The sequence below is a fragment of the Undibacterium sp. Dicai25W genome (assembly GCF_049340505.1).
GTDB lineage: Bacteria > Pseudomonadota > Gammaproteobacteria > Burkholderiales > Burkholderiaceae_D > Undibacterium > Undibacterium jejuense.
The window spans coordinates 44,806-70,247 of record NZ_JBMPOQ010000001.1 but is presented as its reverse complement, the minus strand read 5'-3'; the positions used below and the strand labels follow the sequence as shown (position 1 = coordinate 70,247).

Genomic DNA, 25,442 nt, shown 5'->3' with positions numbered 1-25,442 from the left:
CGCTAATCAAACGTTAATCCAGACAGGAAATTACTATGCTAGTTCGTTTGTTGTATGCCAGCCGTGCCATCGATACGAATATTTGCGATACCGTGCAATCGATCATGTTAACGTCACGTTCCCATAATCCACAAAACGGTATCACTGGCGTTTTGTGCCATACCGATACGGTTTTTATGCAGGTATTAGAAGGTGGGCGTGACGCCGTCAATCAGTTGTATAGCCACATTTTGAAAGACACCCGCCACCGCGATGTAATTTTGCTCGATTACGAAGAAATTACTGAACGCCGTTACGGCGGCTGGACCATGGGTCAGGTAAATATGAGCAAACTCAATCCATCAATGTTGCTCAAGTATTCGCCGCTGCCAGTATTAAATCCGCACGATATGCCCGGAAAAATGTTGCTGGCGTTGATCGATGAGTTAATGGCTACTGCATCAATTATCGGTCGATCCTGATTAGACTTCCATTGCTTAACTGCCGAAGTCTAAGATAAAAAAACAGCCCGGAATGCTCAGAGCAAACCGGGCTGTTTTTTTTATCAAATACAGAAAAAATACAGAAAATCACGTTACCGAATTTTAGAAATTCGCACCCATTCCAACCACATCTGGTACCGGTGCATCAACTGCAGCACAAATACCGCGCACCAGATCCAGCATCTCTGCATCCATGCGATCTTGTTGTGGGCGTGTTGCCGCAGCCAATACTGCCTTAATCAAGAACGGTTTTGCCAAAGGGGCGAGTTGATTCAGTTTTTCTAATGCCTGCCGGACGACAAAGAAATCCAGGGTTGCAGGCGGGAGCAAATCACGACTCTGAAACGCTAACTCAGGCAAGGTGGCTGCAGCACGTTGAAAAGCGATACCCGCTTGCGCATCGTCGCTATGGCTACGAGCGACCAGTGACAACAGCAATTGCACTTCTGACTTCAAGGCGGTGACGGCGTTAAACTTGACCTTAACCATACGTCCGGCTTGTGGTCCAAGGCGTCGTTCCAGCACGGTTTGTAGCACAAATTCCGACTGGCTCATTTTCTGATCAGCAGCGATCAATTTGGACGCAACGCTCAATAACTGCGCTTTATTTTCAGACGATAACTGCTTCAGTGCTGGCATCGCCAAATCCAGTATCGGCAAACGCGGACTCGCTTGCATGCCTTCCAGATGATTCAATAAATTTTCTGTTAACGCTGCTTTTTCTGCTCCCAGTCTGGCGACCAGACTTTGTTGAATTGCATACGCTTGTGGCTCACTGCGGTCAGATAACAAGGCGAACACCAACGCGTCCGCGGTCGTACTGTCGCGAGCGGCAGTCAGGATGAAAGGATCAATACCATGCGCTGACGTTGATTGCGGCACAGCAGTTGCTGCGGGCGTTAAGGGCATGCTGAAAGGAATCGTATTCGCGGTAGGAATCGCATGTTGACCAAATTCAGCATTCAAATCAGAGCTTCTCTCAACGGCACGAGCACGTTGAGCTGCCTCCACATTGCGAGCCCCAAATCCGTAGACACCTTCCGGCATGGCTGCTAAGTCCACCGGATCGACAATTTCACTGGCATCCAGAAACTCAACGTTGTGCCCATATACTCGTTGCAAACGTTCTTTTAACGGTGGATGCGTAGCAAACATTCCATCCATTAAGTTTACCTTTGCCGCACCTAAAAACATGTGCGACATCTGTTCTGCACGAGGATTATTGATACGCGAACCACATTGATTGACCATGGTAAGACCGCCGATTTTTCTGAGCGCACCACCGATGGTCTCCGGGTCACGCGTAAATTGCACGGCGCTGGCATCAGCCAAAAATTCGCGCTGCCTCGAAACAGCCGACTTGATCAGGCGCCCAAAAAAGATGCCGACGTAGCCGATCACAAACAGTGCTGCACCAAAGACAACAATCACTAATTGTATTGGTGGGCCTTTTTCGTCGCGATCGCGTGAGCTACCAAAACGGGATGCCCAATACATCATCTCCTGACCAAAGCCCGCAATCATCTGTATCCCGAACAGCACACCGATGAGCTTGATATTCATGCGCATATCGCCATTGAGGATGTGGCTGAATTCATGTCCGATCACACCTTGCAATTCGTCTCTGGTCAGTCGGGTCAGGCTACCCTGAGTTACCGCGACGACTGCCTCGTTTTGATGATACCCAGCCGCAAATGCGTTGATTGCATCTTCGCGATCGAGTACATACACACGGGGGCAGGCGATACCAGAAGCCAACGCCATTTCTTCGACGATATTTAACAGACGCCGCTCTTTGGCATCGGTCGAGTCTGGCATCACCAGTCGTCCACCAGCCATCTGGGCCACGGCATCGCCACCATCGCGCAAACGGAAAGTTTCAAACATCGTCCCGCCGACGATAAATAACAAAGTAACGGCAGTATTGATGAAGAAAAAACCGGTGGGATAACCAGGATGCCCTGGGGTGCGCATCGCGAAACCCCATTTCCAGATCAGCGCGAGGCTGACATTCACTGCGACTAAAATCGCAATGACCGCCAGGGCAAACAGGATTAATAGCTTGCGACTCTGGCGGTGCGCCTGATCTTGCTGTTCAAAAAAGTCCATATCGATGCAAGGCCCAGGGCAAGATTTCAGAAGGAAACTTTAACGGCTTTACGTTCTTCTGCTGATTCCGTTGCTTGCAATAATTCAGCGTTTTTAAAGCCAAAATTATTAGCAATCAAAGAACCTGGAAATTGCTCAATACCTGTGTTGTATTGCATGACACTGTCGTTATACGCCTGACGCGCAAAGGCAATTTTATTTTCCGTGCTGGTCAATTCTTCAGTGAGCTGTATCATGTTCTCATTGGCTTTCAGATCTGGGTAAGATTCTGATAAGGCGAACATTTTTCCTAACGACGCGGTCAAGGTACCTTCTGCCGCAGACAATTGCTGCACCGATGCAGCATCGGCTGGATCCAGACCGGCTTTACTGCTGGCGGAAACCGCCTGATTACGTGCCGCGATCACCGCTTCGAGTGTTTCACGCTCGTGCTTCATATAGCCTTTGGCGACTTCCACTAAATTCGGAATCAGGTCGTAACGACGCTTCAATTGCACATCAATTTGTGCAAACGCATTTTTAAAGCGATTACGTAAAGTGACCAAACGGTTATAGACGCCGATGACCCAAAACACGATCAAGGCAACAATAGCTAAAAATACGATCAATGTAATCATTTTCTCTCCAGAAAAAAGAAAACCGATGAAAAGTCATCGGCTACGGTTTTAACTTAATTATTGGCTTCGGTTTTTTCTGTCTTTACAGGTTGAATCACCATCGCCTTCAGTTCTTCTTCACTGATGTATTCAAACACTTTTACCACTTTACGTACACCGCTCACTGTACTGGCAACATCAGCTGCATGATTACCTTCACGCTGGGTCACGCGACCCATCAGATAAACAACACTTCCTTCAGTAATAACTTTAAACGAACTCGCGTATAAGTCTTTGGTATCAACAAATGCAGCCTTTATTTTGGTCGTGATCAACGCATCGTTGGAACGCGCTGAGAAGTTCGAAATGCCTGAAATTTGAATCTCATTCATCACCGTCACAACACCTTCAACCGTCTTGAGTTCGTTTTCTGCCTTGTCTTTGGTTTGTTGATCTGCGACTTCACCAGTCAATAATACGTGACGATTAAACGAGTTGACATTCACATGAGCGGTATCGCCCAGTGCTTTTGAAAGACGTAACTCACCTTTAACAGCGATAGATTTATCCTCTGTTTGCGCGCCCAAAGTCCGACGATCCGCGGCAGCGAAAGTACCCATGACGGCACTACCAACAACGAGTTCTACGCAACCCTGCAAACTCAAAAGCGCAGAACCACACAAACCAGCTACTAGCAAAGATCGTGAAAACTTACCCAGACTTTGTTTAATCATCAACATCACCTCCAAAGAGCGCAGTATCAATACCGTCGCAGATACAATGTATGGTCAACAGATGGACCTCCTGAATACGCGCCGTTTTATCGTGCGGAACGCAGATATGTACATCCATTTCACCTAATAAATTTTTTACCTCGCCGCCACCCTTACCAGTCAGGGCCACAACCCGCATATCGCGTTCTAACGCGGCATTGATAGCATTAATCACGCCGGGCGAATTACCCGATGTAGAAATCGCCAGCAAAATATCGCCCGACTGTCCAAACGCCTGCACCTGTTTGGAAAATACTTCTTGAAAACTATAGTCGTTGGCAATGGCCGTCATAATCGAACTATCGGTCGTCAATGCCATTGCAGGCAACGGCAAACGTTCGCGCTCAAAGCGCCCAACTAGTTCCGCAGCAAAATGCTGGCAATCTGCCGCCGACCCGCCATTCCCGCAAGCGAGAATCTTGTTACCGTTAGACAGTGCCTGAAACATAAGTTCCACTGCTTGAGAAATAGGAAGCGCCAGCTCTTCAGCGGCCTTGATTTTTAATTCGGCACTTTCATTGAAGTGCGCCAGGATACGTTGGTTTGTCATAGTGTGTCAGATTATACGATAGTCGCTAAGCAACAATTACGTTTTGTAACCAATGAATTGTACCCGCTTCGATGGCAATCACGTCAAACCGGCATGGTGGTTGTTGTTTCAGTTGAAGTAAGAATACCTGTGCCGCATGCTGCATTTTTCTTTGTTTTGCAGCAGTTATGCTGGCGATAGCGCCACCAAATTGCATAGAGGCACGTTTCCTGACCTCCACAAACACCAAGGCTTTGCCATCACGCATGATCAGATCAAGCTCACCGCCCTTGCAAAGGAAATTTTTTTGTATCAACTTAAGGCCGTTCTGTTCCAGATACTGCAAGGCGTGCAATTCACCATCATCTCCGCTACGGCGCCGGCTGGTTCTCTTGTCATGGGGAGCACTTTCTTGAACGGGTTCGCGTCTCATTGTCGTACAATCTGGTTTTGATTAAATTGGAATACCGGGTATGAGTACTACCGAATCCACAGCAGAATCCATCATGTTCACCAGCCCAACCATTATTGACGCGGTGGTTCGGCAAAATTACCCGGCCGGAACATTATATGTAGTCGCTACGCCGATCGGGAATGTTGCAGACATTTCCTTACGTGCTTTACACCTGCTAACAATAGTGGATGCAATTGCCTGCGAAGATACGCGCAATACGGCACAACTGCTGGGGCGATATGGGATTCATAAGCCCTTAATTGCCGCCCACCAGCATAATGAACGTGAAGTGGCGGAAAAAATCCTTCAACGTTTGCAAGCGGGCGAACGAATTGCGCTGGTATCCGACGCTGGTACGCCAGGCGTGTCTGACCCGGGAGCAAAAATTGTTGATGTATTAAAGGCTGCCGGCGTGCCTGTGACGCCATTACCTGGCGCATCGGCAGCGATCAGCGCTTTGTCAGCCAGTGGCTTGTTAGCTGATCGTTTTTATTTTGTTGGTTTTTTACCAGCCAAAGCAGGACAACGCGAAACGACACTGCGTAGCTTACTCAATGTGCCCGCCAGTCTGATTTTTTACGAGGCACCGCATCGAATTACAGAAACTGTGCAAGCCATGTTGGACGTATTTGGTGGTGATCATCAAATCGTATTGGCTCGTGAGGTCAGTAAGTTGTTTGAAGAAATTCACCGTTGTCCGTTGAGCGCAGCGCCAGCATGGCTGGCAGCAGATGCCCACAGAGAAAAAGGCGAATACGTGATTTTGCTCGACGCTAGCCAAGCGGCTGAAGGCGAAAATGATCTGGAAGCACGCCGGGTACTAAGTATTTTGCTCGAAGAATGTTCCGTCAAGCAGGCGGCCAATCTGGCAGCACAATTAACCGGATTGAAAAAAAATGCTTTATACCAAATAGCATTGGAAATGAAGCAAGGCGAGTCTGATTAAGCGTAGTGCGCAGTAGCTCTCAGAGAAGCCTCAGGCTCAGCGTTGCACCACCATCGGACGCCCTACGCCCAGATTACCGGCTTGTGCTAATGCTGACATCGCTTCTGAACGACTATGAAATGGTCCGCTGACCAACCGGTACAGGCTACCTTGCTGCACAATATCAAAGTCGGGCAGACGACTCTCGGCACGGCTTTTTAAGTGGCTCATGATAGATTCAGCGTTCGAGCGAATCGCGTATGCACCAAATTGCAAATAATACGCGCCACTGCCTGCAGTCTGCGTTGGTACAGATACCTTGTCATTGTTGACTGGTTCTGCATTACTGGCTTGTGCAGCTTCTTTACTTTGTTCAGAAGCCAACAAGTCTTCCATACTTATCGTGTCAGCTTGCGGTGCCGATGCGCCGGAGGACGCAAGAACTGGTTTGCTGGCGACGACAGCGGTAGAGACTGGCAGAGCCTGAACCACTTGTGGCGTCGGTATCTTGGCCACCGGCTGGTTATGCGATATATCATTCGCCGCTATCACGCGAGAATTATTGTCAGGTTGATTTTTTCGGTTTTCTGCCATGCGCTCTATGTCGGCTGGCAGTAAGCGTTCAACCTCAATCTGACTGCTTCCTTTCCCCAACAAATCCAACTTCAATGCGCCAGTGTACGAAAGGTCAATAATCCGGTTCGAATGGAAAGGCCCTCGATCATTAATGCGAACGATAATTTGCTTGCCATTACTCAGATTAGTAACTCTGGCATAGGACGGAATTGGTAAGGTTGGATGAGCAGCGGTAATTTTGTACATGTCGTACAACTCACCCGATGAGGTCTTCTGTCCATGAAATTTTTTGCCATACCAGCTGGCAACTCCACGCTGAATGAAGGGCGTAGAGTTATCGACTATAGGTGTGTAAGTTTTGCCAAATACCGCGTAGGGCTTATTCGCTGAGCGCGAAAAATCTTCCATGACTGGAATCGGGTCCATCGTGAATTCCAAACCTGGTGGTGGGTTATCACCCGGGCCATCATCTTTGTAATAGCCACCTTTGCCCGAACCTGCTTTTGGTAATACCGGCGCGGGGCTGCTAATGGTTGGCGTTTTCGTTTGTGGACGGTTGGTATCGGCAATGATAGTCGGCTGTTTTGGTGCCGTTCCGCAGGCTGCCAGCAGCACTGCTGGTGCCGCCATCAGATAACATCGTTGCAATTGCTTGTTTGAAAAAATTTTCTTCATGTCTGCACCAGCTTACGATTTCGTTGAACGCTCATCATAATACCCGCCGCCATACCCAGCGTGACCAATGCGGTGCCGCCATAGCTAAGAAAAGGCAGAGGCACACCGACCACAGGCAAAATCCCGCTAACCATCCCCATGTTCACAAACGCATACGTGAAGAATATCATGGTTACTGAACCCGCCATCAATCTGGCAAACAGGGTAGGAGCATTGGCTGCAATCATCAGACAACGCAATATTAATAAAAAGTACAAACTAACTAATATTACATTGCCAATAAAACCAAATTCTTCGGAAAATACTGCAAAAATAAAGTCGGTAGTACGTTCCGGAATAAATTCCAGATGCGCCTGTGTCCCCTTCAACCAGCCTTTGCCATGCAATCCACCAGAACCCACGGCAATTGTTGATTGAATAATATGAAAGCCTTTGCCTAAAGGATCACGGGTTGGGTCTAGCATTGTCAGTACACGGTCACGCTGATAGTCATGCAACATATATGGCCAAACCACGGTCGGCGTCACAATAGCAACGAAGGTGATCAAGGAAATTAAGATTTTCCAGGACAATCCAGCCAAAAAGATGACCGCAAATCCGGCAGCAACCACCAGTAGCGCCGTTCCGAGATCGGGTTGTTTTGCGATCAACCCCGTTGGAATTAATAAAATGACTGTTGCCACGACAAAATCTTTTAAACGCAAAGCACCCTCACGTTTTTGAAAATACCAAGCCAACATCAATGGTGTGGCAATTTTCATAATTTCGGATGGTTGGATAGGTGTACCAACATTGAGCCAACGGCGCGCGCCTTTCTTCACCATCCCGAATGCTGCCACCGCAAGTAACAAGGCGACACCAAAGCTGTAAATCGGAATGGCAAACCGCATCAATGTCTGCGGCGGGATATTGGCGAAAATCCACATAATGACAAACGACACCAGAATATTGCGCAACTGATCCTCTACCCTTCCCGGGAAATCTATGCCAGCTGAGTAAAGCGTAATAATTCCAGTCGACATAATCAGAAACAGCAAAATTGCCAACGGCGCATCAAACACCATAATGTGTGAGCGCATGGATTGCCAATTAAAGCGTGAATGTTGCATCGTCAATCCCTTATTTCTTGTGCCGCCGGAACAGCTGTTGTGTCAACTTGTGCTGGTGACGCAGATGTGACGTCAGTTTTGGCAACAGGCGGTTTATCCTTATCAGAAGGACGTTTTCCTAACAGATAATAATCGAGGGCTTTACGTGCTATCGGGGCCGCAAACTCAGAACCAAAACCAACGTTTTCTACCACCATGGCCAGCGCAATTCTCGGCTTATCAGCGGGCGCAAAGGCGATATATAGGGCATTGTCACGCTGCCGTTCTGCCGTCGTTTTGGCATTATATTTTTCACCTTTTTTGATACCTACTACCTGCGCTGTCCCGGTTTTACCACCTGAGATATATTCAGCATCATGAAATTTCATGTAACCGGTACCACCTGCCACAGTGGTGACACCGACCATCGCATGTTTAATGAAATCAATATTTTCCTGCTTCAAAGGAATACGATAACTTTCTTTTGGTACGGTTAAGGTCTTCTGACGCGTCTTAGGGTCTTCCGTCATTTTGACCAGATGCGGCTTCATGACAATGCCATTGTTGGCCAGAGTTGCCATGGCGTGCGCCATTTGCAGTGGCGTAAAATTGTTATACCCTTGCCCGATCCCCAAGGAGATTGTCTCGCCAGCATACCATTTTTGCTGTGCAGCTTTTTTATAGGCAGTCCGCTTCCATTCAGTCGATGGCAACAAACCCGTCTTTTCATGTTCCAGATCAATACCGGTTTTCTGACCAAAACCAAATGGCTTCATGAAATCATGAATGGTATCTACACCGAGATCATTTGCGAGCATGTAGTAATACGGATCACATGACACGACGATAGAACGGTACATGTCTACAATGCCGTGACCGCCAGGTTTATCGTCATTAAACCTATGTCCACCAAACATGAAAAAGCCGGTATCTGCAATTGCTTGTGAAGGCGTGCGTTTGCCTAATTCCAGTGCCGCCAAAGCCATATACGGTTTATAGGTAGAACCCGGTGGATAGGTACCTGACAATGGGCGATTCAACAGCGGCCTGTCTTCTGATGTATTTAATTCGTTCCAGCTTTGTTGATCGATACCCTCGACAAATAAGTTAGGGTCGTACGAAGGTTTAGACACAAACGCAAGAACGTCACCAGTTTCGGGTTCAATCGCAACCAAGGCACCACGCCGATCACCGAACGCTTCTTCAATGACCTTTTGTAATTCGATATCCACTGAAAGGATTAAATTTTGTCCCGACGTCGGTGGCGTGCGTGACAGTGTGCGGACGGCGCGCCCATTGGCTGAGACTTCCACACGTTCAAAACCGGTCGTGCCATGAAGCGCCGTTTCGTAGCTTTTTTCCAAACCTTCTTTGCCGATATAGTCAGTGCCTTTGTAATTTGCACTGTCCTCCATATCGTCAATAATTTCCGCATCCTTAGGACTGATGCGACCAATGTAACCAATCACATGCGAAGCACTGTCGCCTTGCGGATATTGACGGAATAAGCGCGCCTGAATATCAACGCCTGGAAAACGAAAACGTTGTGCCGTAAAACGCGCGACTTCATCATCGGTCAAACGGGTACGAATCGGCAGACTTTCAAAATTTTTAGATTCATCCAGCAACTTACGAAAGCGCTTACGATGCTTGGGTTGGATATCAACCAGTGCCGACAGATTATCAATCAGTAAATCCATATCCTGGGTAATTTTGGATGGCGTAATTTCCAGGGTATAGGCCGAATAATTCTGCGCCAGAATAACGCCGTTTCTATCCATAATCAGACCGCGGTTCGGCACCACCGGTACTACGTCAATCCGATTATCATCAGCCTGCAGTACATAGTCGTCATACTTCACTATCTGCAACCAGACAAAACGCGAAATTAAGACAGAAAAGCAGGCGAACACGAAGATGCCGATAAAAATCAGCCGCATACGGAAATAATAGAGCTCGCGCTCCGTGTTCTTTAGTTCATTCATGATGTTTAGTTTGCTTACAGCTGCGACAGGAAATACACATGATGGTCAAATGGGACGCGTATCGTCTTTGTTGATCGCACGACGTTGTGGAGCAAGCAGTATCAGCGTTGCAATCGGCCATAATGCTGTGGTCACGACGCTTTCAGAAAAATACAGCCAGCCAGGAAAATGCGCATCAGGCGCGACGATAAGGCGCACAGCAATTTGCAAACATTGGACAAACAAAAACAAAGGAAATACATACAAAGACTGCGTCAATGGATGAAACCATAAAACGCGGCGATGAATGGTGATCGCAAAGTAAGTCAATAAGGTGTAGGCAAGTGCGTTTTCGCCAAGGTGTATGGCATCATGCACATCCATCAACAAACCCATCGCAAAGGCGACGCCAATCCCAACCTTACGTGGTTGATGGATACTCCAGAATACTAATACCAGTGCAACAAAATCCGGCACGGCAATAAAGCCACCCCAAGGTAAAAAATTAAGCAAAAAAGCCAATGCCAGACTAAACGCAATAAACAATGGATTGACCGGCAACAAAATGTAATGCGGTTGTGTCATTTTGCGGTTTCCTTATTCGCTGGCTTCACTGTCTCAGCTTTAGCGGGTTCAACTTTTGCAGGTTCAACTTTTGCAGGTTCAATTTTTATAGCGTCAGATTTGGACGCACTTGTTTTGCTAACGTCGATTTTTGGCGATATTACCCGATTAGACTCTAACGTTGCCGCATCTTTGCTGGCGGTCTGTGCCAGCGATTGCTGATCAACCGGTTTAATATCGCTTTGTGGTGGTGTCGTATCACGAGTCACTTTACGATTGATTTTTTCTTTTTTCGCGCGTACATCTTCGGTATCTGGTCGCGGCAAGTTATCTGTGGAGACTTGTAAAATCAATAGTTGCTTATTACGATCGATACCAGCAGCAGGTATGCATAAAATATTTTCCAGCGTGGTCACGGCCTTACTCTCGACCTGCGCGACTTTTGCAACGGCAAGGCCCGGTGGGTAGATACCATCAATACCCGACGTGACCAATTGATCACCATTTTGAATATCCGCGTTCGACGTCAGGCGCATATCAAGATAAGCGGATTGTCCGCGTCCATAAGCGACACTGCGCAAGCCATTACGTAAGATTTGAACCGGAATTGCCTGATTTTTATCCGTCAACAAGGTTACTTCTGCCGTCAAAGGAAAAACCCGGGTCACCTGTCCGACCACACCCAAATCGTCGATCACTGGCTGTCCCAGAGCAATACCATCTTTGATACCGCGGTCAACAATCACCTTGCTGGTGGATGGGTCGCGCGCATCGTAGATGATTTCTGCCAGAACTGATTTCACAGGCAAGCGTTCGCGGGCATTGAGCAATTGCCGCAGGTGGTTATTTTCCGACTGCAATTGCGAAGTTTGCTGTAGGACGTCGGCATTTGATGTCTGCAAACGCTTGAGATGCGTGTTTTCTTTTTCCAGATCATTCAAAGACACAAAGTAATGCGAAATGTTTTTGTAGGTCAGGCTGGGCACCACGGCCACCATTTGCACAGGATAGAGAACGGTACCTATGATCTGGCGAACTAAGGTCAGAGATTTGAGACGGGAATCAACGACCAGCAAAAAGATGGCAAGAATCGCGAAAAAAATCGCTCTGGCACGGGCTGATGCGCCTTGTTTGAAGAGAGGTGGCGGACTGTAATCCATACTATATCAATCATCAGAAACAGGTTTGCCTGTTCGCATCACAGTGCTGGGTCAGCCTGCGAGCGTTCTAAAAGCAAAAAGCCGACACATCGTAAGCCGGCTCTGCAACAATATTTTTACATCCAGATCAGATCAGCAGACATCAATAAAATCACAATTTTGCCTTGCACTTATCCATTCGGACGCTCTTCTCAATCTTATCAACTGAAGCCAACTGTGTTTGCGGCACATATGAGTAAGGCCGTACATTTATTCCAATGAGTACGGCCATAAGCTTTATGCAGAAACGACAGTTTCGCGATTTTTTTAATTACTCGTAGGAGAAGATAGAACCGAGTTTGTCCATGCGCTCTAAAGCCATACCCGAGCCACGTACCACGCAAGTCAAAGGATCTTCAGCTACGATCACTGGCAAGCCTGTTTCTTCCATGAGCAAGCGATCCAGATCACGCAACAAAGCGCCACCACCGGTCAGCATCATGCCTTTTTCAGCAATATCTGCGCCGAGTTCTGGTGGGGTTTGTTCAAGTGCGTTTTTTACTGCAGAAACGATGTTATTCAAAGGATCAGTCAAAGCTTCCAGAATTTCATTGCTGGAAATAGTGAATGAACGTGGAATTCCTTCTGACAGATTGCGTCCTTTGACTTCCATTTCTTTCACTTCGGAGCCAGGGAACGCAGAACCGATCGCTTTTTTGATCGCTTCAGCAGTTTGTTCACCGATCAGCATGCCGTAGTTACGGCGGATGTAGTTGACGATCGCTTCGTCGAACTTGTCGCCGCCGACGCGCACTGAGCCTTTGTAGACCATGCCGCCCAGAGAAATGATACCGACTTCCGTAGTACCGCCACCGATATCCACCACCATAGAACCAGTCGCGTCAGATACTGGCAAGCCAGCACCAATCGCTGCTGCCATTGGTTCTTCAATCAGATAAACCTGAGAAGCGCCAGCACCGAGTGCTGATTCACGAATTGCACGACGCTCAACCTGGGTAGAACCACAAGGAACGCAAATGATGATACGTGGGGAAGGTTTGAAGAATTTTGTATCGTGCACCATACGGATGAACTGCTTGAGCATTTGCTCCGTGACCGTAAAATCAGCAATCACGCCGTCTTTCATCGGGCGAATCGCTTCAATATTACCCGGCACTTTGCCCAACATTTGTTTTGCTTCTTTACCAACAGCCTGGATCGTCTTCTTACCATTAGGTCCGCCTTCCTGGCGAATTGCCACAACGGACGGTTCATCAAGGACGATGCCCTGACTACGAACATAAATCAATGTATTTGCTGTACCCAGATCGATCGCCAGATCATTTGAAAAATAACTACGTAAGAAACCAAACATGTATTGTCCTGTATTTTAACTATTACTTTAACTATTGTTGCGTGCAGCGCCTTAAGCAAATCGCCGCGATAAAATTTATACCAATTATCACACCAATGCCTAAGTCGCTACACCACGAATTTTGTACCCTGCCTACCGTCTTAAAAATGCTATACAAATCCAAGGCTAAGACTAAGTTGAGGGATTTAGCACGCCTTTAGGGCATTAACCCATCATTCTACCTTATAATCTTCTTAAATTTACTTGATACCAACACCTAAAAATGCAGTATCGGGATTTATAAATATTTACATGGAATTAACACCGCTTTGTGACATTAAGTAACTAAACGAGAGAAAATTCTATTTTTTGAATAGAGTCAACTCAATGCTTATAAGTTCACTCGCCAGTGCTGCGATTTTGTAACAATTCCATCACTCTTTTTTGACACTCTTTTGGACTTTTTTTGCGCTTTAGGCGCCCATAAATCATGTCACTGACACTTAACGATGTAACTCGCATTGCCAATTTGGCAAAGTTAAAAATTTCCGATACGGAAGCAGACTCGACGCTCGACAAACTCAATGGGATTTTTGCCCTGGCGGAACAACTTAAAGCCATTGATACCACTGGTGTAGCACCGCTGAGTCATCCTATTGCTGCTTTATTGCCTGAGATGGCATTGCGTTTGCGGGAAGATGTGGTCACAGAAAGCAATCACCGCGAGGAATACCAACAATGCGCGCCAGCAACCCAGGATGGCTTATACCTGGTACCTAAGGTGATTGAATAAGATTTTCGGAAAAGAATTCGGAACAAACAAATGCATACAAAAACCCTTGCCCAATTATCTGCCCTGCTGCACAGCAAACAGGTTTCTGCGACTGAACTCGCGCAACATTTTTTAGATCGCATTGCTGTTAGTGATCTGAATGCCTTTTTGCATGTCGATCCGGCACTCACCCTCAAACAAGCGGCTGCTGCCGATGCGCTGTTGGCGAGTGGCAAAGCCACTGCGCTGACTGGCATTCCAATTGCACACAAAGATATATTTGTGACGCGTGATCTGCGCTCGACTGCTGGCTCACACATGCTGGAAAACTACGTCAGTCCATTTGACGCCACTGTTGTTGAAAAACTCGTGCAAGCTGGCATGGTGACGCTTGGCAAACTCAATTGTGATGAGTTTGCGATGGGTTCTGCGAATGAGAATTCATTTTTTGGAGCGGTCAAAAATCCTTGGGATAAAACCGCAGTACCAGGTGGATCTTCCGGTGGTTCTGCAGCAGCAATTGCCGCGCGTCTGACGCCAGCTACTACCGGTACAGACACTGGTGGCTCCATCCGTCAACCAGCCGCTTTTTGCGGCGTAACGGGTATCAAACCAACCTACGGTAGCGTATCGCGTTACGGTATGATTGCGTTTGCTTCTTCACTCGATCAAGGTGGCCCGATTGCGCAAACCGCTGAAGATTGCGGCATGCTGCTCAATGCCATGGTGGGCTTTGATGAAAAAGATTCTACCTCAGTAGAACGCAAACCCGAAGACTTCAACCGTGATTTGAACAAATCTCTGCAAGGCTTGCGCATCGGTGTGCCGAAAGAGTTTTTCAGCAAAGGTCTGGCGGCAGATGTTGAACAATCCGTTCGTGCAGCACTGGCAGAATACGTCAAGCTCGGGGCGACTTTGGTCGATATTTCTTTACCGAAAACCGAATTATCCATTCCTGTTTATTATGTGATTGCGCCAGCTGAAGCTTCATCTAATCTGAGTCGCTTTGATGGCGTACGTTACGGCCATCGCGCAGCGGATTACAAAGACCTCAACGACATGTATCGCCAGTCGCGTACCGAAGGTTTTGGCGACGAAGTCAAACGCCGTATTCTGGTCGGTGCTTACGTGTTATCGCATGGTTACTACGATGCATATTATCTGCAAGCACAAAAAATTCGCCGCCTGATTGCGCAGGATTTTGCTGCAGCCTTTGAAAAATGTGACGTCATTATGGGGCCAGTTGCCCCAACCGTGGCGTGGGATTTGGGCGCGCAGTCTGATGATCCGGTGGCTAACTATCTGGCTGATATTTTCACATTGTCGACCAGCCTCGCAGGTTTGCCAGGTATGTCGATACCTTGTGGTTTTGGACAAGGTGAAAAAAATTCCAAGCGTCCGGTCGGCTTACAATTAATCGGCAATTACTTTGATGAGGCACGCTTATTAAATGTGGCTCATCAGTACCAACAAGTGACCGACTGGCATCAACGCTCGCCTGTATGAAAACACGCCACTTTAAGCTCAGTTTAGTGACTGCTTTGCTGTTTAGCACGGCCAGCATAACCACGTTAGCCCAAGAGCCAGCGCTGGATTTGCATTTGCAGTGTACCCAGACCAAGCTTGAAGATGGTAATGGTGAGCGCCTGATTTTTGCCGATCAGGCAAATATAAAATTGCATGGCGATACCATCGATGATTTTCAGTGGGAATCGTCTTTGTTTCGCACCGATCATGGTCATGAATGTAGCATCGATAAAGATGATCAGTTGCTAGCTGAAGTGACTGAAAAAGGTTGGCGTATCAGTTTAAAAGATGCAATCGCCACCCGAACTCAGCGCGGCTATGATTTTGATCGCGGTTACCAATGCAGCATCCGCGTTGAACGCGAGGGCGAGATGGTACATATCAGACCGACCTGCCCCGCTTTATGTGGGTCAAGAATGAATTTTACTGAACTCAAAATCAATACCAGCAACGGTCAATGCGAGTATCAAGACTGAGTCAATGTAAGCCAGATTAAAACAGATTAAGATTAAATACGAAGGAACTACTATGCAATGGGAAGTGGTTATCGGTTTTGAGACACACGTACAGCTTAAAACCAACTCAAAAATTTTTAGCGGTTCATCCATACAATTTGGCGCAGAGCCAAATACGCAGGCCAGTCCGGTTGATCTGGCGTTGCCAGGTGTATTGCCAGTGATGAACAAAGCGGCCGTAGAAAAAGCCATCCAGTTTGGTCTGGCAGTCGGCGCGACAATTGCGCCAGAATCGATTTTTGCACGTAAAAATTACTTCTATCCTGATTTGCCAAAGGGCTATCAGATTAGTCAGTTTGAAATCCCTGTGGTTCAAGGCGGCTACGTCGCTTGCGTGGTTGAAAAAGACGGCAAATCAGAAGTCAAAAACATCCAATTGACACGCGCACATCTGGAAGAAGATGCGGGTAAATCGCTGCACGAAGATTACCAAGGCATGACCGGTATCGATTTGAATCGCGCTGGCACACCATTGCTGGAAATCGTCACTGAACCAGTCATGCGTAGCGCCGCCGAAGCAGTTGCTTACGCCAAAGCCTTACATTCATTAGTAATGTGGCTCGATATCTGTGACGGCAATATGCAAGAAGGTTCGTTCCGTTGCGATGCCAACGTCTCTGTGCGTCCAGTCGGCCAAAAAGAGTTCGGCACCCGTGCTGAAATCAAAAATCTGAACTCCTTCCGTTTCCTGGAAGAAGCGATCAATCACGAAGTACGTCGCCAGATCGAATTGATCGAAGATGGTGGCACCGTGGTGCAAGAAACTCGCTTGTATGATCCGGACAAAAAAGAAACGCGCTCTATGCGTAGCAAAGAAGATTCACAAGACTATCGCTACTTCCCTGACCCAGATTTGCCACCGCTCAAAGTCAGTGCTGAATGGGTAGAAAAAGTACGCAGCACCATGCCTGAATTGCCAGGCGCGATGCGTAGCCGTTTTGTGGAACAATTTGGTTTGCCTGAGTACGACGCAACTGTCCTGACCCAGTCCAAAGGCATAGCTACTTATTTTGAAGCAGTCGTCAATGCGGCTGGTGTAGCACAAGCCAAACCCGCTGCCAACATGATGATGGGCGATGTTGCCTCTACCTTGAATCGTGAAGGCATAGAAATTAGTGCGATTCCTGTCAGCGCAGCACAATTAGCAATCCTGTTGCAGCGTATTGCCGACGGCACGATTTCTAACAAGATCGCTAAAGAAGTCTTTGCCGCAATGTGGCAGGCTCCTTCTGCGGATGTGAATCTGGCAGATCAGGTGATTGAATCTAAAGGCTTAAAACAAATCTCCGACGTTGGCGCGCTCGAAAAAATCATTGATGAAGTCATGGCAGCCAATCAGCAATCCGTCGATGAATATCGCGCAGGCAAAGAAAAGGCCTTTAACTCACTGGTTGGACAAGCGATGAAAGCCACCAAGGGCAAAGGCAATCCAGCGCAAGTCAATGAACTGCTCAAAAAGAAATTAGCAGGCTAATCCCAGTGCTGCATGTATTACATGCGGCACATTTATAGCGATTAAGAAAGAACATCATGAGCAATTTAAGACAAGAATTTATCGAGTTTTCCGTCAAAGCTGGCGTTATCCGTTTTGGTGATTTTGTGACCAAAGCAGGTCGCAACTCACCTTATTTTTTCAATGCGGGTCTGTTTAACGATGGCGCTAATTTAGGCAAATTAGCGGCTTTTTATGCTGACACGCTGATCAATTCCGGCGTTGAATTTGATATGTTGTTTGGCCCAGCATACAAGGGCATCACGCTTGCATCGGCCACCGCAGTAGCACTGGCAGCGCGTGGTCGCAATGTGCCATTCGCCTACAACCGCAAAGAAGCCAAAGACCACGGCGAAGGTGGCACCATCGTTGGTGCAGAACTCAAAGGCAAAGTAGTGATCATCGACGACGTGATTTCTGCAGGCACATCCGTCCGCGAATCCGTAGAAATGATACGTGCGGCAGGTGCTACCCCTTGCGCCGTACTAATCGCCCTCGACCGTATGGAACGCTCAGGCAAAGACGACGCTTTATCTGCCCACTCAGCAGTGCAAGAAGTGAGCAATACCTACAACATGCCGGTGGTTTCTATCGGGAATTTGAATGATTTGTTTGATTATTTGTCTGCGACAGTGGCTGATCGTGAATTAATTAAGCGCGCTAAGAGCGTAGCAGATTACCGGACTCGTTACGGCATCACAGACTAAAAACAGCTCGATGTAATATTCAATCGGTAAACAATAGTATGAGCGTCATCCAGGTAAAACGTACCTGAGATTACGCTCAAGTCAGTAGTTGTTATAAAATTAATTAAATTTGCTTATTACCTCTCATAGAGATATACTTTTTTGTTATTTTAAAAAATCCACAACTTTGTTTCATTTTGTTACAGCCTGTTCTGGCGCAAAAAGGTCCAAAATGTATCTACTTGTAAAATGCGCGATCGCCCCCCTAAAAATCTGAATAATAGTGGCTTCTAACGAAAGTTAGCCACAATTTTCGCTTTGTGACTAAAGATTTTTCTGAGAAAAAGTTCTGAGAAAAAGAATTATTAGTTTAATTTTATACGGCAGTTGGTGTACGAGTATGTTAACAACAAAGGTCATCATTGAATGAAGTCTTCGACCACAATTAATCCACACGCTGCGCATCCTACTTCTCTTACGTCGTTGGCAAAAAATCTAGCTCTTCACCGCGAGCTGATTCTGCAAATGACGAGACGAGAGGTTTTGGGGCGCTACAAGGGGTCTGCAATGGGACTGACATGGTCTTTTTTCAACCCAATTTTCATGCTTGTCGTATACACCTTCGTTTTTTCTGAAATTTTTAAATCGCGATGGGGTGGAGCTGCCGAAGGTGGAGGAAAAACGCAGTTTGCTGTACTACTATTTGTTGGAATGATTGTACATGGCTTATTTGCTGAGATATTAAGCAGAGCGCCGTCGCTCATCGTCAATAACATCAATTATGTGAAAAAGGTAATATTTCCGATAGAAATAATGCCTATTATTGCTGTTGGTGCCACTTTATTCCACACCCTGATTAGCACCGCTGTGTTACTTGTTGCCTTTATCATTTTCAATGGATATTTGCATTGGACAGTGATTTTCTTTCCTTTAGTATTGCTACCTTTGGTAATACTAAGCACAGGTTTAGCCTGGGTTTTAGCCTCACTTGGCGTATTTTTGCGTGATGTCAGCCAATTTATTGGTATTTTAATTACTATATTGATGTTTTTATCTCCGGTCTTTTATCCAATCAGTGCCGTTCCTGAAAATTTCCGGCCGTACATCATGGCGAACCCGCTTACTTTCATCATTGAACAAGCACGTGCAGCCTTAATCTTTGGACAAATTCCGGATATGCCTGGTTTAGCCATCTACACAGTGGTGGCCATAGGTGTCGCTGGCGCAGGTTACGCATGGTTCCAAAAAACAAGAAAAGGGTTTGCAGATGTCCTCTGATCAAGTAGCGATCCAGATTAGTAAACTCAGTAAATGCTATGAAATTTATGACGCCCCACGTGACCGGCTAAAGCAATTTATATTGCCTGCCCTGCAGCGCAAAACAGGACGATCGCCAAAACGCTATTTCCGTGAATTTTGGGCACTCCGCGATGTCAGCTTTGACGTCATGAAGGGTGAAACGATCGGGGTGATCGGACGTAATGGATGTGGCAAATCAACCTTATTGCAAATGATTTGCGGCACCTTGTCACCCACTGAAGGCTCAATACGAACACAAGGTAGAATCGCCGCGTTGCTGGAACTTGGTTCTGGCTTCAATCCAGAGTTTACCGGTCGGGAAAATGTCTACTTAAATGCAGCTGTTCTAGGTTTGACTAAATCAGAAATTGAAGCTCGTTTCGATGCTATTACTGCTTTCGCCGATATTGGCGAATTTATAGAACAGCCAGTCAAAACTTATTCTAGCGGTATGATGGTCAGATTGGCCTTTGCGGTCATTGCCCACGTTGATGCCGATATTCTCATCGTCGATGAAGCCCTAGCGGTTGGTGATGCATTTTTCACACAAAAGTGCATGCGTTTTTTACGCCAGTTTATGAAAACCGGTACTGTTTTATTTGTTAGTCACGATACCAGTGCCATTGTTAATCTATGCAGTCGAGCAATTCTTTTAGAACATGGAAAAGTCGTAGAAATAGGCATACCAAAAGAAGTAACCAAGCAATATCTTGCAACCTTATATGAGTCAACGCAAGACGTAAAAGGCGTTAGCAATGGAGATCCTGAAATGCAGGTAGCAGCCGAGCTCCCTGATTATCGCGATATGCGTGAATCAATGATTAATACTTCTACTCTACGCAATGATATTGAGGTATTCCGGTTTTCGGCTGAACAACTAGGTTTCGGAACCGGGGACGCTAAAATAAATTCAGTTCATTTACTCGATGAAAACGGTGTACCGTTATCTTGGATTGTCGGCGGGGAAAATGTCATATTAGACATTTCCTGCATTGCAAATAAAGAAATTTATCGGCCTATTATTGGTTTTCAGTTTAAAGATCGTCTTGGGCAAGTAATTTTTTCCGATAATACATTCCTTTCTTATCGTGAAGAGCATTTAACTATCAAAGCTGGAAATACATTTAATGCACGGTTTGCGTTCAGGTTACCGATACTTCCATCTGGGGATTATAGTATTTCTCCTGCAGTTGCTGAAGGAACACAGGAAGATCATGTTCAACATCATTGGATACATGATGCGCTAATCGTCCGAGTCCATGCCAGTTCAGTTTGCTTCGGTCTTCTTGGAATTCCGATGAGGAAAATCAGCTTGGAAGTACAAACATAAACGGTTTAATAAAAAAATAACACATATAAAGCTTGCTAAATGCAAACTTTATAAATAAAAATTATCGACGCATGAATATCAAATTCCTTGTCAAAAATGAATTTGCGAAACTAAATTGGACAAAATAATGAAATTTACTGGAGAACGATTTGTTCCTGGGACCCAGGGTAGCATTGAACTCGAACATCTCCATCGCTATTTGCAAGCATGTGAAATTATCAAAGGAAAACATGTCCTAGATATCGCTAGCGGAGAAGGCTATGGTTCAGCAATGTTGGCTGATTGCGCGGAATCCGTCATCGGAGTAGATATTTCGCCGGAAGCGATTCTCCACGCCAGCTCAAGCTATAAAAAAAATAATCTTTCTTTTATGATAGGTAGTTGTGCAGAAATTCCATTGCCAGATTCTAGCATTGATGTCGTAGTTAGTTTTGAAACAATTGAACACCACGATCAACACGAATTGATGATGAAAGAAATTAAACGTGTTCTTCGAAAAGACGGAGTTTTGCTAATTTCAAGCCCTGATAAATACAATTATACTATTGCACCCGCTAATGTAAATCCCCATCACGTAAAAGAGTTATACGCCCATGAGTTTAAGCAACTCATCGAATCTAACTACAAAAACGTTTGTTATTTTGGACAGCGCATAATCTATGGTTCCGGAATATTTATTGAATCCGGGAAGACCTATGATGAAGTTTATCAACTTGAAAATGGAAACATCAAAAGCGGGAACAATGCATTAAAACCTGTCTACTGGATTGCCCTTGCTTCAGATGTTGAACTTCCAACGATTGCATCAGGTATTCTTGATCAGCCCATTGCTGACAGTGAAATCACTAGGTTCTGGCGTGATTTGATGGCAAATCGCGACGCCAGAATTGGCGAATTACAGCAACACGAATTCAAACTGAAACATCGCCTTGAAGCGCAGGCGTTAGAACACGAAATCAAATTGCAAAATGACCTGAATATACAAAAGTCAAAACTTCAACAGATCATTTTGCAACGTGAGGCCCATGTCGCCGAACTCGAAAAGGCTAATTTTGAAGAAACACAACGGATCCAGCTTTACAATTATGAAATTGAGGTCCTAAGCCAAAATCTATCAGCCGTGTTTAATTCGCGCTCATGGAAACTGACCGCACCATTACGTAGCGTCGTAACGCATATGCAAAACTTATCAAAATTAATAGCGCAAAAATCTTTAAAATATTATCGCAAAATTCCTCTTAGCTACGAGAATAAAATATTGTTGAAGAATTCAATTTTCCGTGTATTTGGATTCGCCCTTAAAAATTGGGCTCCATACACGCAATGGAAAAGTTATCAAGATATTCAATGCAATTGGCCTACGCCCACTTCGCCTCTTTCAAATGACCAAACTAGTGGTTTAATATCGTCCAATAGTAATCATTTTTTACCAAATGCAGACGGCTACTGGGAATGGTCAGATTACACGCCAACAAAGCACAATATTGAAAAAATCAAGGCTTCCAATTTAGCCAACGCAACTCCAAAACCGTGGGCTATGATTGGAATCGGTAAAGAAACGCTGATCTCCGCCGCAGCGAGAGTGAATTTACCTTGCCCGAACGAGCATCCAGATGTTTCGATCATCATTCCGGTCTTTAACAACATTAAATTAACACTAGAATGTTTACTTTCAATTAGTAAATACCCCGCGACCGATATCAACTACGAAGTTATCGTCGCAGACGATGCTTCAACTGATGAGACCGCTGAGATCATCAGTTCGATCTCGCATATACGCTATTTACGAAACGCGACCAACCTCGGATTTTTGCTTAACTGCAATAATGCACTAAAAACCGTACATGGTGAACGAGTTTTATACCTAAACAATGACGTACAAGTTACCGAAGGTTGGCTAAATGCCTTACAAGACACGTTTACATCTCATCCCAATGTAGGTGCTGTCGGTCCACGCATGATTTATCCTAGCGGACATTTACAAGAAGCGGGTGCTACGATACGTCCTGACGGTACTGCCGAAATGATCGGTCTCAATGAAGATCCTGAACAGGACCGCTTTTCGTATGTAAGGCGTGTTGATTACGTATCAGGTGCATGTTTATTAATGCCAACCGATTTGGCGAAGAAAATTGGAGGATTTTCAGAAGAATTTCTTCCTTGTTATTGTGAAGATAGTGATTTATGTTTGAGCGTACAAAAAGAGGGGTTTGACGTTTATTACAACCCAGCAGCTACCATTATTCACCACTTATCAAAAACAACTGCTGCTGTTGACCAACAATTTAAAATGCGTTGTATTTACAAAAATCAGCATACTCTACAGAACAAGTGGAGTGAAAGGCTAAATAAATCTTTTGACCCAAAATTAATCGCCTTTTATTTACCGCAATTTCATCCTTTTCCGCAAAATGACAAATGGTGGGGAACTGGGTTTACGGAATGGACTAATGTTAGCAAAGCAAGACCGAATTTCGTAGGCCATTATCAGCCGCGCATCCCAGCCGACTTGGGTTACTATGATTTACGTCTAACCGAAGTCATGGAACAACAAGCTGCGCTAGCCCGCCGCTATGGGATCGAAGGATTTTGTTTTTATTATTACTGGTTCGATGGTAAACGCTTGCTTGACCGTCCTATTGAACAAATGCTAGAAACTGGCAAACCTGATTTTCCATTCTGCTTATGCTGGGCAAATGAAAATTGGACACGTCGGTGGGACGGGCAAGAACACGAAATTCTAATGGCACAATCACATTCCGACGAAGACGATACGGCAGTGATACTTGATTTGATCCGCTATTTCCGCGACCAGCGTTATATCAGAGTCGATGGACGTCCACTAGTTCTGGTCTATCGAATCACCTTATTCCCGGATTTTGCCGCTACAGCCGCTCGTTGGAGAGCCGTCTGTCGTGAACAAGGGATTGGTGAAATCTACATAGCTATGGTCGAATCTTTCGAGCTAGTTCATGCAAAAAAACATCCGAAAGAATTTGGTTGTGACGCGGCGGTAGAATTCCCACCCCAGGGTCTTGCGGATCAAAAGCAGGCATCAGGTGCAATAATCAATCCAGACTTCGCGGGGAGCGTAGCCGATTACCGCGATCTTGCGGTTCGTTATGCAACTCGGGAAACACCTGCATACACACGCTTTAAAGGTGTTACACCTGGCTGGGACAATTCCGCGCGCAGACAAAATAACAGCTTCTGTTTTGAATATGCAACTCCTGGTGCATTCCAGGCATGGTTGGAAGAAACAATTATTCAGACACGACTTCAACAATATGGTGATGAGAGATTAATGTTTGTCAACGCATGGAATGAGTGGGCAGAAGGGGCTTATCTCGAGCCTGACCGTCGCTTCGGACATACTTATCTGGAAGCAGTTAAAAACGCATTCGACGCGACTAGAATTCAACAATCTGGTTTCAATAGCAACAAAGGCAGCCAGTCATGACCCATAAAAATAAAAAAGCAGCACTGATCGGACACCCTTATGCCCCAATTGGCATGGGCGAACATTTACGCAACAGTTTTCGCTCATTTACGAGCGTTGGGGAGTCGCCGACACTAACCGATATTTATAAACTAACGCCACCTGACGCTTTTCAAAAGCAAGAATTGGGGGCATCAGCCAGTGATATTGCTCAAGATGTCAATATTTTCCACATTAATGGTAACGAAATAGACCAAGCACTTAAGCACTTGGAATACACCAGAGAATGGAAAGGCTATAACATTATTTACCCGCTGTGGGAGCTAGCAAAATATCCTGAAGAATGGGCTCAGCACTTGAATCGTTTCGATGAAATTTGGGCACCATCAAAATTTATTTACGATTCTCTCAAAGAAGCATGTTCCAAACCAGTCGTACACATGCCCCTCGCATGTGAAGTTCGTCTTAATACCTTTTTGGGTAGGCGTTATTTCGGTATTCCTGAATCAGACTATGTTTTTCTATTCTATTATGATCTACGTTCATATTCAGCGAGAAAAAACCCTGAAGCAATTATTAAAGCTTTCCGAAAATTACTTCAAGACCGTCCATACGGCCATGCTCATCTTGTTATAAAGGTCAATGGCGTAGAGACCAACCCGGAAGCTTTTAACCAATTGTGTATTGCACTGAGTGATATCCGCATTCATGTAACGCTGTTTCAAAAAACGATGAGTAATGATGAAGTGAAAAATCTTTTGCGCTGCTCTGACTGTTTTATATCTTTGCATCGCTCTGAAGGCTTCGGCTTTGGTATCGCGGAAGCAATGACGCTCGGCAAACCAGTTATAGCAACAGCTTTTTCAGGCAATCTAGACTTTATGGATGACCATGTAGCCTATGGTATCGACTACAAGTTGATCCCGGTAAAAGACGGCGAATATCCACATAATACCGGTCAACTATGGGCTGATCCAGACTGGGAACAAGCAAACTTTCACATGACCAATTTGCTCGATAATCCCGGACAAGGTCGACTTCTGGGCAAATTGGCACGCAAACATATGGAAGCGAAATTCAGTTATCGAGCCACAGGATTACGTTATATTGACCGTCTGAACGACGTCGTGAGTGCTTAGCTCTTAAGCAATTAA

The 25,442-nt window shown here is 45.8% G+C and carries 22 protein-coding genes; 11 read left to right on the top strand and 11 right to left on the bottom strand.

Annotated features, from left to right (window positions below; translation table 11 throughout):
- Nucleotides 1–35 precede the first annotated feature (35 nt).
- Nucleotides 36–461 carry a BLUF domain-containing protein gene (locus tag ACO0KY_RS00310; RefSeq protein ID WP_186912697.1) on the top strand — a complete coding sequence of 142 codons (426 nt, stop codon included), beginning with the start codon at nt 36–38 and terminating at the stop codon, nt 459–461.
- Nucleotides 462–584: 123 nt separating this feature from the next.
- Here the strand turns inward: ACO0KY_RS00310 and ACO0KY_RS00305 are convergent, their stop codons facing one another.
- The 5 genes from ACO0KY_RS00305 to ACO0KY_RS00285 are packed head-to-tail and all read right to left on the bottom strand — an operon-like array spanning nt 585 to nt 4,922.
- Nucleotides 585–2,591 carry a M48 family metallopeptidase gene (locus tag ACO0KY_RS00305; protein WP_423043318.1) on the bottom strand — a complete coding sequence of 669 codons (2,007 nt, stop codon included), beginning with the start codon at nt 2,589–2,591 and terminating at the stop codon, nt 585–587.
- A gap of 26 nt (nt 2,592–2,617) precedes the next feature.
- Nucleotides 2,618–3,208, bottom strand: a complete 591-nt coding sequence (locus ACO0KY_RS00300) for a LemA family protein (protein WP_186912693.1) — start codon at nt 3,206–3,208, stop codon at nt 2,618–2,620.
- 53 nt (nt 3,209–3,261) lie between these two features.
- Complete coding sequence (locus ACO0KY_RS00295) at nt 3,262–3,921, bottom strand: BON domain-containing protein (protein ID WP_423043316.1); 660 nt, start codon at nt 3,919–3,921, stop codon at nt 3,262–3,264.
- Nucleotides 3,914–4,510 (bottom strand): phosphoheptose isomerase, encoded by a 597-nt coding sequence (locus ACO0KY_RS00290; protein WP_186912689.1) that lies wholly within the window; start codon nt 4,508–4,510, stop codon nt 3,914–3,916. The genes ACO0KY_RS00295 and ACO0KY_RS00290 overlap by 8 nt, the downstream gene beginning before the upstream one ends.
- A 25-nt stretch (nt 4,511–4,535) precedes the next feature.
- A complete protein-coding gene (locus tag ACO0KY_RS00285; protein WP_423043314.1) occupies nt 4,536–4,922 on the bottom strand; it encodes a YraN family protein in 387 nt (128 codons plus the stop codon).
- Between the two features lie 40 nt (nt 4,923–4,962).
- Between ACO0KY_RS00285 and rsmI the strand changes: the two genes are divergently transcribed.
- On the top strand, nt 4,963–5,889 hold the full coding sequence (gene rsmI, locus ACO0KY_RS00280) for a 16S rRNA (cytidine(1402)-2'-O)-methyltransferase (RefSeq protein WP_423043312.1): 927 nt from the start codon (nt 4,963–4,965) through the stop codon (nt 5,887–5,889).
- A 36-nt stretch (nt 5,890–5,925) separates the two neighbouring features.
- Here rsmI and ACO0KY_RS00275 read toward each other — a convergent pair whose 3' ends face one another.
- The 6 genes from ACO0KY_RS00275 to ACO0KY_RS00250 all read right to left on the bottom strand — a co-directional run bounded on the left by ACO0KY_RS00275 (nt 5,926) and on the right by ACO0KY_RS00250 (nt 13,249).
- Nucleotides 5,926–7,119, bottom strand: a complete 1,194-nt coding sequence (locus ACO0KY_RS00275) for a septal ring lytic transglycosylase RlpA family protein (protein WP_423043310.1) — start codon at nt 7,117–7,119, stop codon at nt 5,926–5,928.
- On the bottom strand, nt 7,116–8,228 hold the full coding sequence (rodA, locus tag ACO0KY_RS00270; RefSeq protein WP_423043308.1) for a rod shape-determining protein RodA: 1,113 nt from the start codon (nt 8,226–8,228) through the stop codon (nt 7,116–7,118). The genes ACO0KY_RS00275 and rodA overlap by 4 nt, the downstream gene beginning before the upstream one ends.
- 2 nt (nt 8,229–8,230) lie before the next feature.
- A complete protein-coding gene (gene mrdA / locus ACO0KY_RS00265; RefSeq protein ID WP_186912682.1) occupies nt 8,231–10,192 on the bottom strand; it encodes a penicillin-binding protein 2 in 1,962 nt (653 codons plus the stop codon).
- Between the two features lie 45 nt (nt 10,193–10,237).
- Nucleotides 10,238–10,756 carry a rod shape-determining protein MreD gene (gene mreD, locus ACO0KY_RS00260; RefSeq protein WP_186912680.1) on the bottom strand — a complete coding sequence of 173 codons (519 nt, stop codon included), beginning with the start codon at nt 10,754–10,756 and terminating at the stop codon, nt 10,238–10,240.
- Complete coding sequence (mreC, locus tag ACO0KY_RS00255) at nt 10,753–11,895, bottom strand: rod shape-determining protein MreC (RefSeq protein WP_423043305.1); 1,143 nt, start codon at nt 11,893–11,895, stop codon at nt 10,753–10,755. The genes mreD and mreC overlap by 4 nt, the downstream gene beginning before the upstream one ends.
- A 310-nt stretch (nt 11,896–12,205) precedes the next feature.
- Nucleotides 12,206–13,249, bottom strand: a complete 1,044-nt coding sequence (locus tag ACO0KY_RS00250) for a rod shape-determining protein (protein WP_176801730.1) — start codon at nt 13,247–13,249, stop codon at nt 12,206–12,208.
- Nucleotides 13,250–13,718: 469 nt separating this feature from the next.
- Here ACO0KY_RS00250 and gatC point away from each other — a divergent pair, with 469 nt between their 5' ends.
- The 9 genes from gatC to ACO0KY_RS00205 all read left to right on the top strand — a co-directional run bounded on the left by gatC (nt 13,719) and on the right by ACO0KY_RS00205 (nt 25,427).
- Nucleotides 13,719–14,021, top strand: a complete 303-nt coding sequence (gene gatC / locus ACO0KY_RS00245; protein ID WP_186912676.1) for an Asp-tRNA(Asn)/Glu-tRNA(Gln) amidotransferase subunit GatC — start codon at nt 13,719–13,721, stop codon at nt 14,019–14,021.
- Nucleotides 14,022–14,051: 30 nt separating this feature from the next.
- Nucleotides 14,052–15,506, top strand: a complete 1,455-nt coding sequence (gene gatA / locus ACO0KY_RS00240; protein ID WP_423043302.1) for an Asp-tRNA(Asn)/Glu-tRNA(Gln) amidotransferase subunit GatA — start codon at nt 14,052–14,054, stop codon at nt 15,504–15,506.
- Nucleotides 15,503–16,003, top strand: a complete 501-nt coding sequence (locus tag ACO0KY_RS00235; RefSeq protein WP_423043300.1) for a hypothetical protein — start codon at nt 15,503–15,505, stop codon at nt 16,001–16,003. Before gatA ends, ACO0KY_RS00235 begins: the two co-directional genes overlap by 4 nt.
- 31 nt (nt 16,004–16,034) lie before the next feature.
- Nucleotides 16,035–17,516, top strand: coding sequence for an Asp-tRNA(Asn)/Glu-tRNA(Gln) amidotransferase subunit GatB (gatB, locus tag ACO0KY_RS00230; protein ID WP_423044123.1), 1,482 nt, complete (start codon nt 16,035–16,037; stop codon nt 17,514–17,516).
- 56 nt (nt 17,517–17,572) lie between these two features.
- On the top strand, nt 17,573–18,241 hold the full coding sequence (gene pyrE / locus ACO0KY_RS00225) for an orotate phosphoribosyltransferase (RefSeq protein WP_423043298.1): 669 nt from the start codon (nt 17,573–17,575) through the stop codon (nt 18,239–18,241).
- A gap of 405 nt (nt 18,242–18,646) precedes the next feature.
- Nucleotides 18,647–19,498, top strand: a complete 852-nt coding sequence (locus tag ACO0KY_RS00220) for an ABC transporter permease (protein WP_423043296.1) — start codon at nt 18,647–18,649, stop codon at nt 19,496–19,498.
- On the top strand, nt 19,488–20,849 hold the full coding sequence (locus ACO0KY_RS00215; RefSeq protein WP_423043294.1) for an ABC transporter ATP-binding protein: 1,362 nt from the start codon (nt 19,488–19,490) through the stop codon (nt 20,847–20,849). The genes ACO0KY_RS00220 and ACO0KY_RS00215 overlap by 11 nt, the downstream gene beginning before the upstream one ends.
- Nucleotides 20,850–20,976: 127 nt before the next feature.
- Nucleotides 20,977–24,309, top strand: a complete 3,333-nt coding sequence (locus ACO0KY_RS00210; protein ID WP_423043292.1) for a glycoside hydrolase family 99-like domain-containing protein — start codon at nt 20,977–20,979, stop codon at nt 24,307–24,309.
- The gene (locus ACO0KY_RS00205) at nt 24,306–25,427 is read left to right on the top strand and encodes a glycosyltransferase family 4 protein (protein WP_423043290.1); all 1,122 of its coding nucleotides are present in this window, start codon (nt 24,306–24,308) and stop codon (nt 25,425–25,427) included. The genes ACO0KY_RS00210 and ACO0KY_RS00205 overlap by 4 nt, the downstream gene beginning before the upstream one ends.
- Nucleotides 25,428–25,442: the final 15 nt, after the last annotated feature.

Excerpts from the sequence above, each read along its gene's own strand:
- ACO0KY_RS00210 (WP_423043292.1), top strand. The coding sequence starts at position 20,977 with ATGAAATTTACTGGAGAACGATTTGTTCCTGGGACCCAGGGTAGCATT.
- ACO0KY_RS00220 (WP_423043296.1), top strand. The coding sequence starts at position 18,647 with ATGAAGTCTTCGACCACAATTAATCCACACGCTGCGCATCCTACTTCT.
- pyrE (WP_423043298.1), top strand. The coding sequence starts at position 17,573 with ATGAGCAATTTAAGACAAGAATTTATCGAGTTTTCCGTCAAAGCTGGC.
- gatA (WP_423043302.1), top strand. The coding sequence starts at position 14,052 with ATGCATACAAAAACCCTTGCCCAATTATCTGCCCTGCTGCACAGCAAA.
- mrdA (WP_186912682.1), bottom strand. The coding sequence starts at position 10,192 with ATGAATGAACTAAAGAACACGGAGCGCGAGCTCTATTATTTCCGTATG.
- ACO0KY_RS00305 (WP_423043318.1), bottom strand. The coding sequence starts at position 2,591 with ATGGACTTTTTTGAACAGCAAGATCAGGCGCACCGCCAGAGTCGCAAG.
- rodA (WP_423043308.1), bottom strand. The coding sequence starts at position 8,228 with ATGCAACATTCACGCTTTAATTGGCAATCCATGCGCTCACACATTATG.
- mreC (WP_423043305.1), bottom strand. The coding sequence starts at position 11,895 with ATGGATTACAGTCCGCCACCTCTCTTCAAACAAGGCGCATCAGCCCGT.
- gatC (WP_186912676.1), top strand. The coding sequence starts at position 13,719 with ATGTCACTGACACTTAACGATGTAACTCGCATTGCCAATTTGGCAAAG.
- mreD (WP_186912680.1), bottom strand. The coding sequence starts at position 10,756 with ATGACACAACCGCATTACATTTTGTTGCCGGTCAATCCATTGTTTATT.
- ACO0KY_RS00295 (WP_423043316.1), bottom strand. The coding sequence starts at position 3,921 with ATGATTAAACAAAGTCTGGGTAAGTTTTCACGATCTTTGCTAGTAGCT.
- ACO0KY_RS00310 (WP_186912697.1), top strand. The coding sequence starts at position 36 with ATGCTAGTTCGTTTGTTGTATGCCAGCCGTGCCATCGATACGAATATT.
- ACO0KY_RS00235 (WP_423043300.1), top strand. The coding sequence starts at position 15,503 with ATGAAAACACGCCACTTTAAGCTCAGTTTAGTGACTGCTTTGCTGTTT.
- ACO0KY_RS00290 (WP_186912689.1), bottom strand. The coding sequence starts at position 4,510 with ATGACAAACCAACGTATCCTGGCGCACTTCAATGAAAGTGCCGAATTA.
- ACO0KY_RS00300 (WP_186912693.1), bottom strand. The coding sequence starts at position 3,208 with ATGATTACATTGATCGTATTTTTAGCTATTGTTGCCTTGATCGTGTTT.
- rsmI (WP_423043312.1), top strand. The coding sequence starts at position 4,963 with ATGAGTACTACCGAATCCACAGCAGAATCCATCATGTTCACCAGCCCA.
- ACO0KY_RS00215 (WP_423043294.1), top strand. The coding sequence starts at position 19,488 with ATGTCCTCTGATCAAGTAGCGATCCAGATTAGTAAACTCAGTAAATGC.
- ACO0KY_RS00275 (WP_423043310.1), bottom strand. The coding sequence starts at position 7,119 with ATGAAGAAAATTTTTTCAAACAAGCAATTGCAACGATGTTATCTGATG.
- ACO0KY_RS00205 (WP_423043290.1), top strand. The coding sequence starts at position 24,306 with ATGACCCATAAAAATAAAAAAGCAGCACTGATCGGACACCCTTATGCC.
- ACO0KY_RS00250 (WP_176801730.1), bottom strand. The coding sequence starts at position 13,249 with ATGTTTGGTTTCTTACGTAGTTATTTTTCAAATGATCTGGCGATCGAT.
- ACO0KY_RS00285 (WP_423043314.1), bottom strand. The coding sequence starts at position 4,922 with ATGAGACGCGAACCCGTTCAAGAAAGTGCTCCCCATGACAAGAGAACC.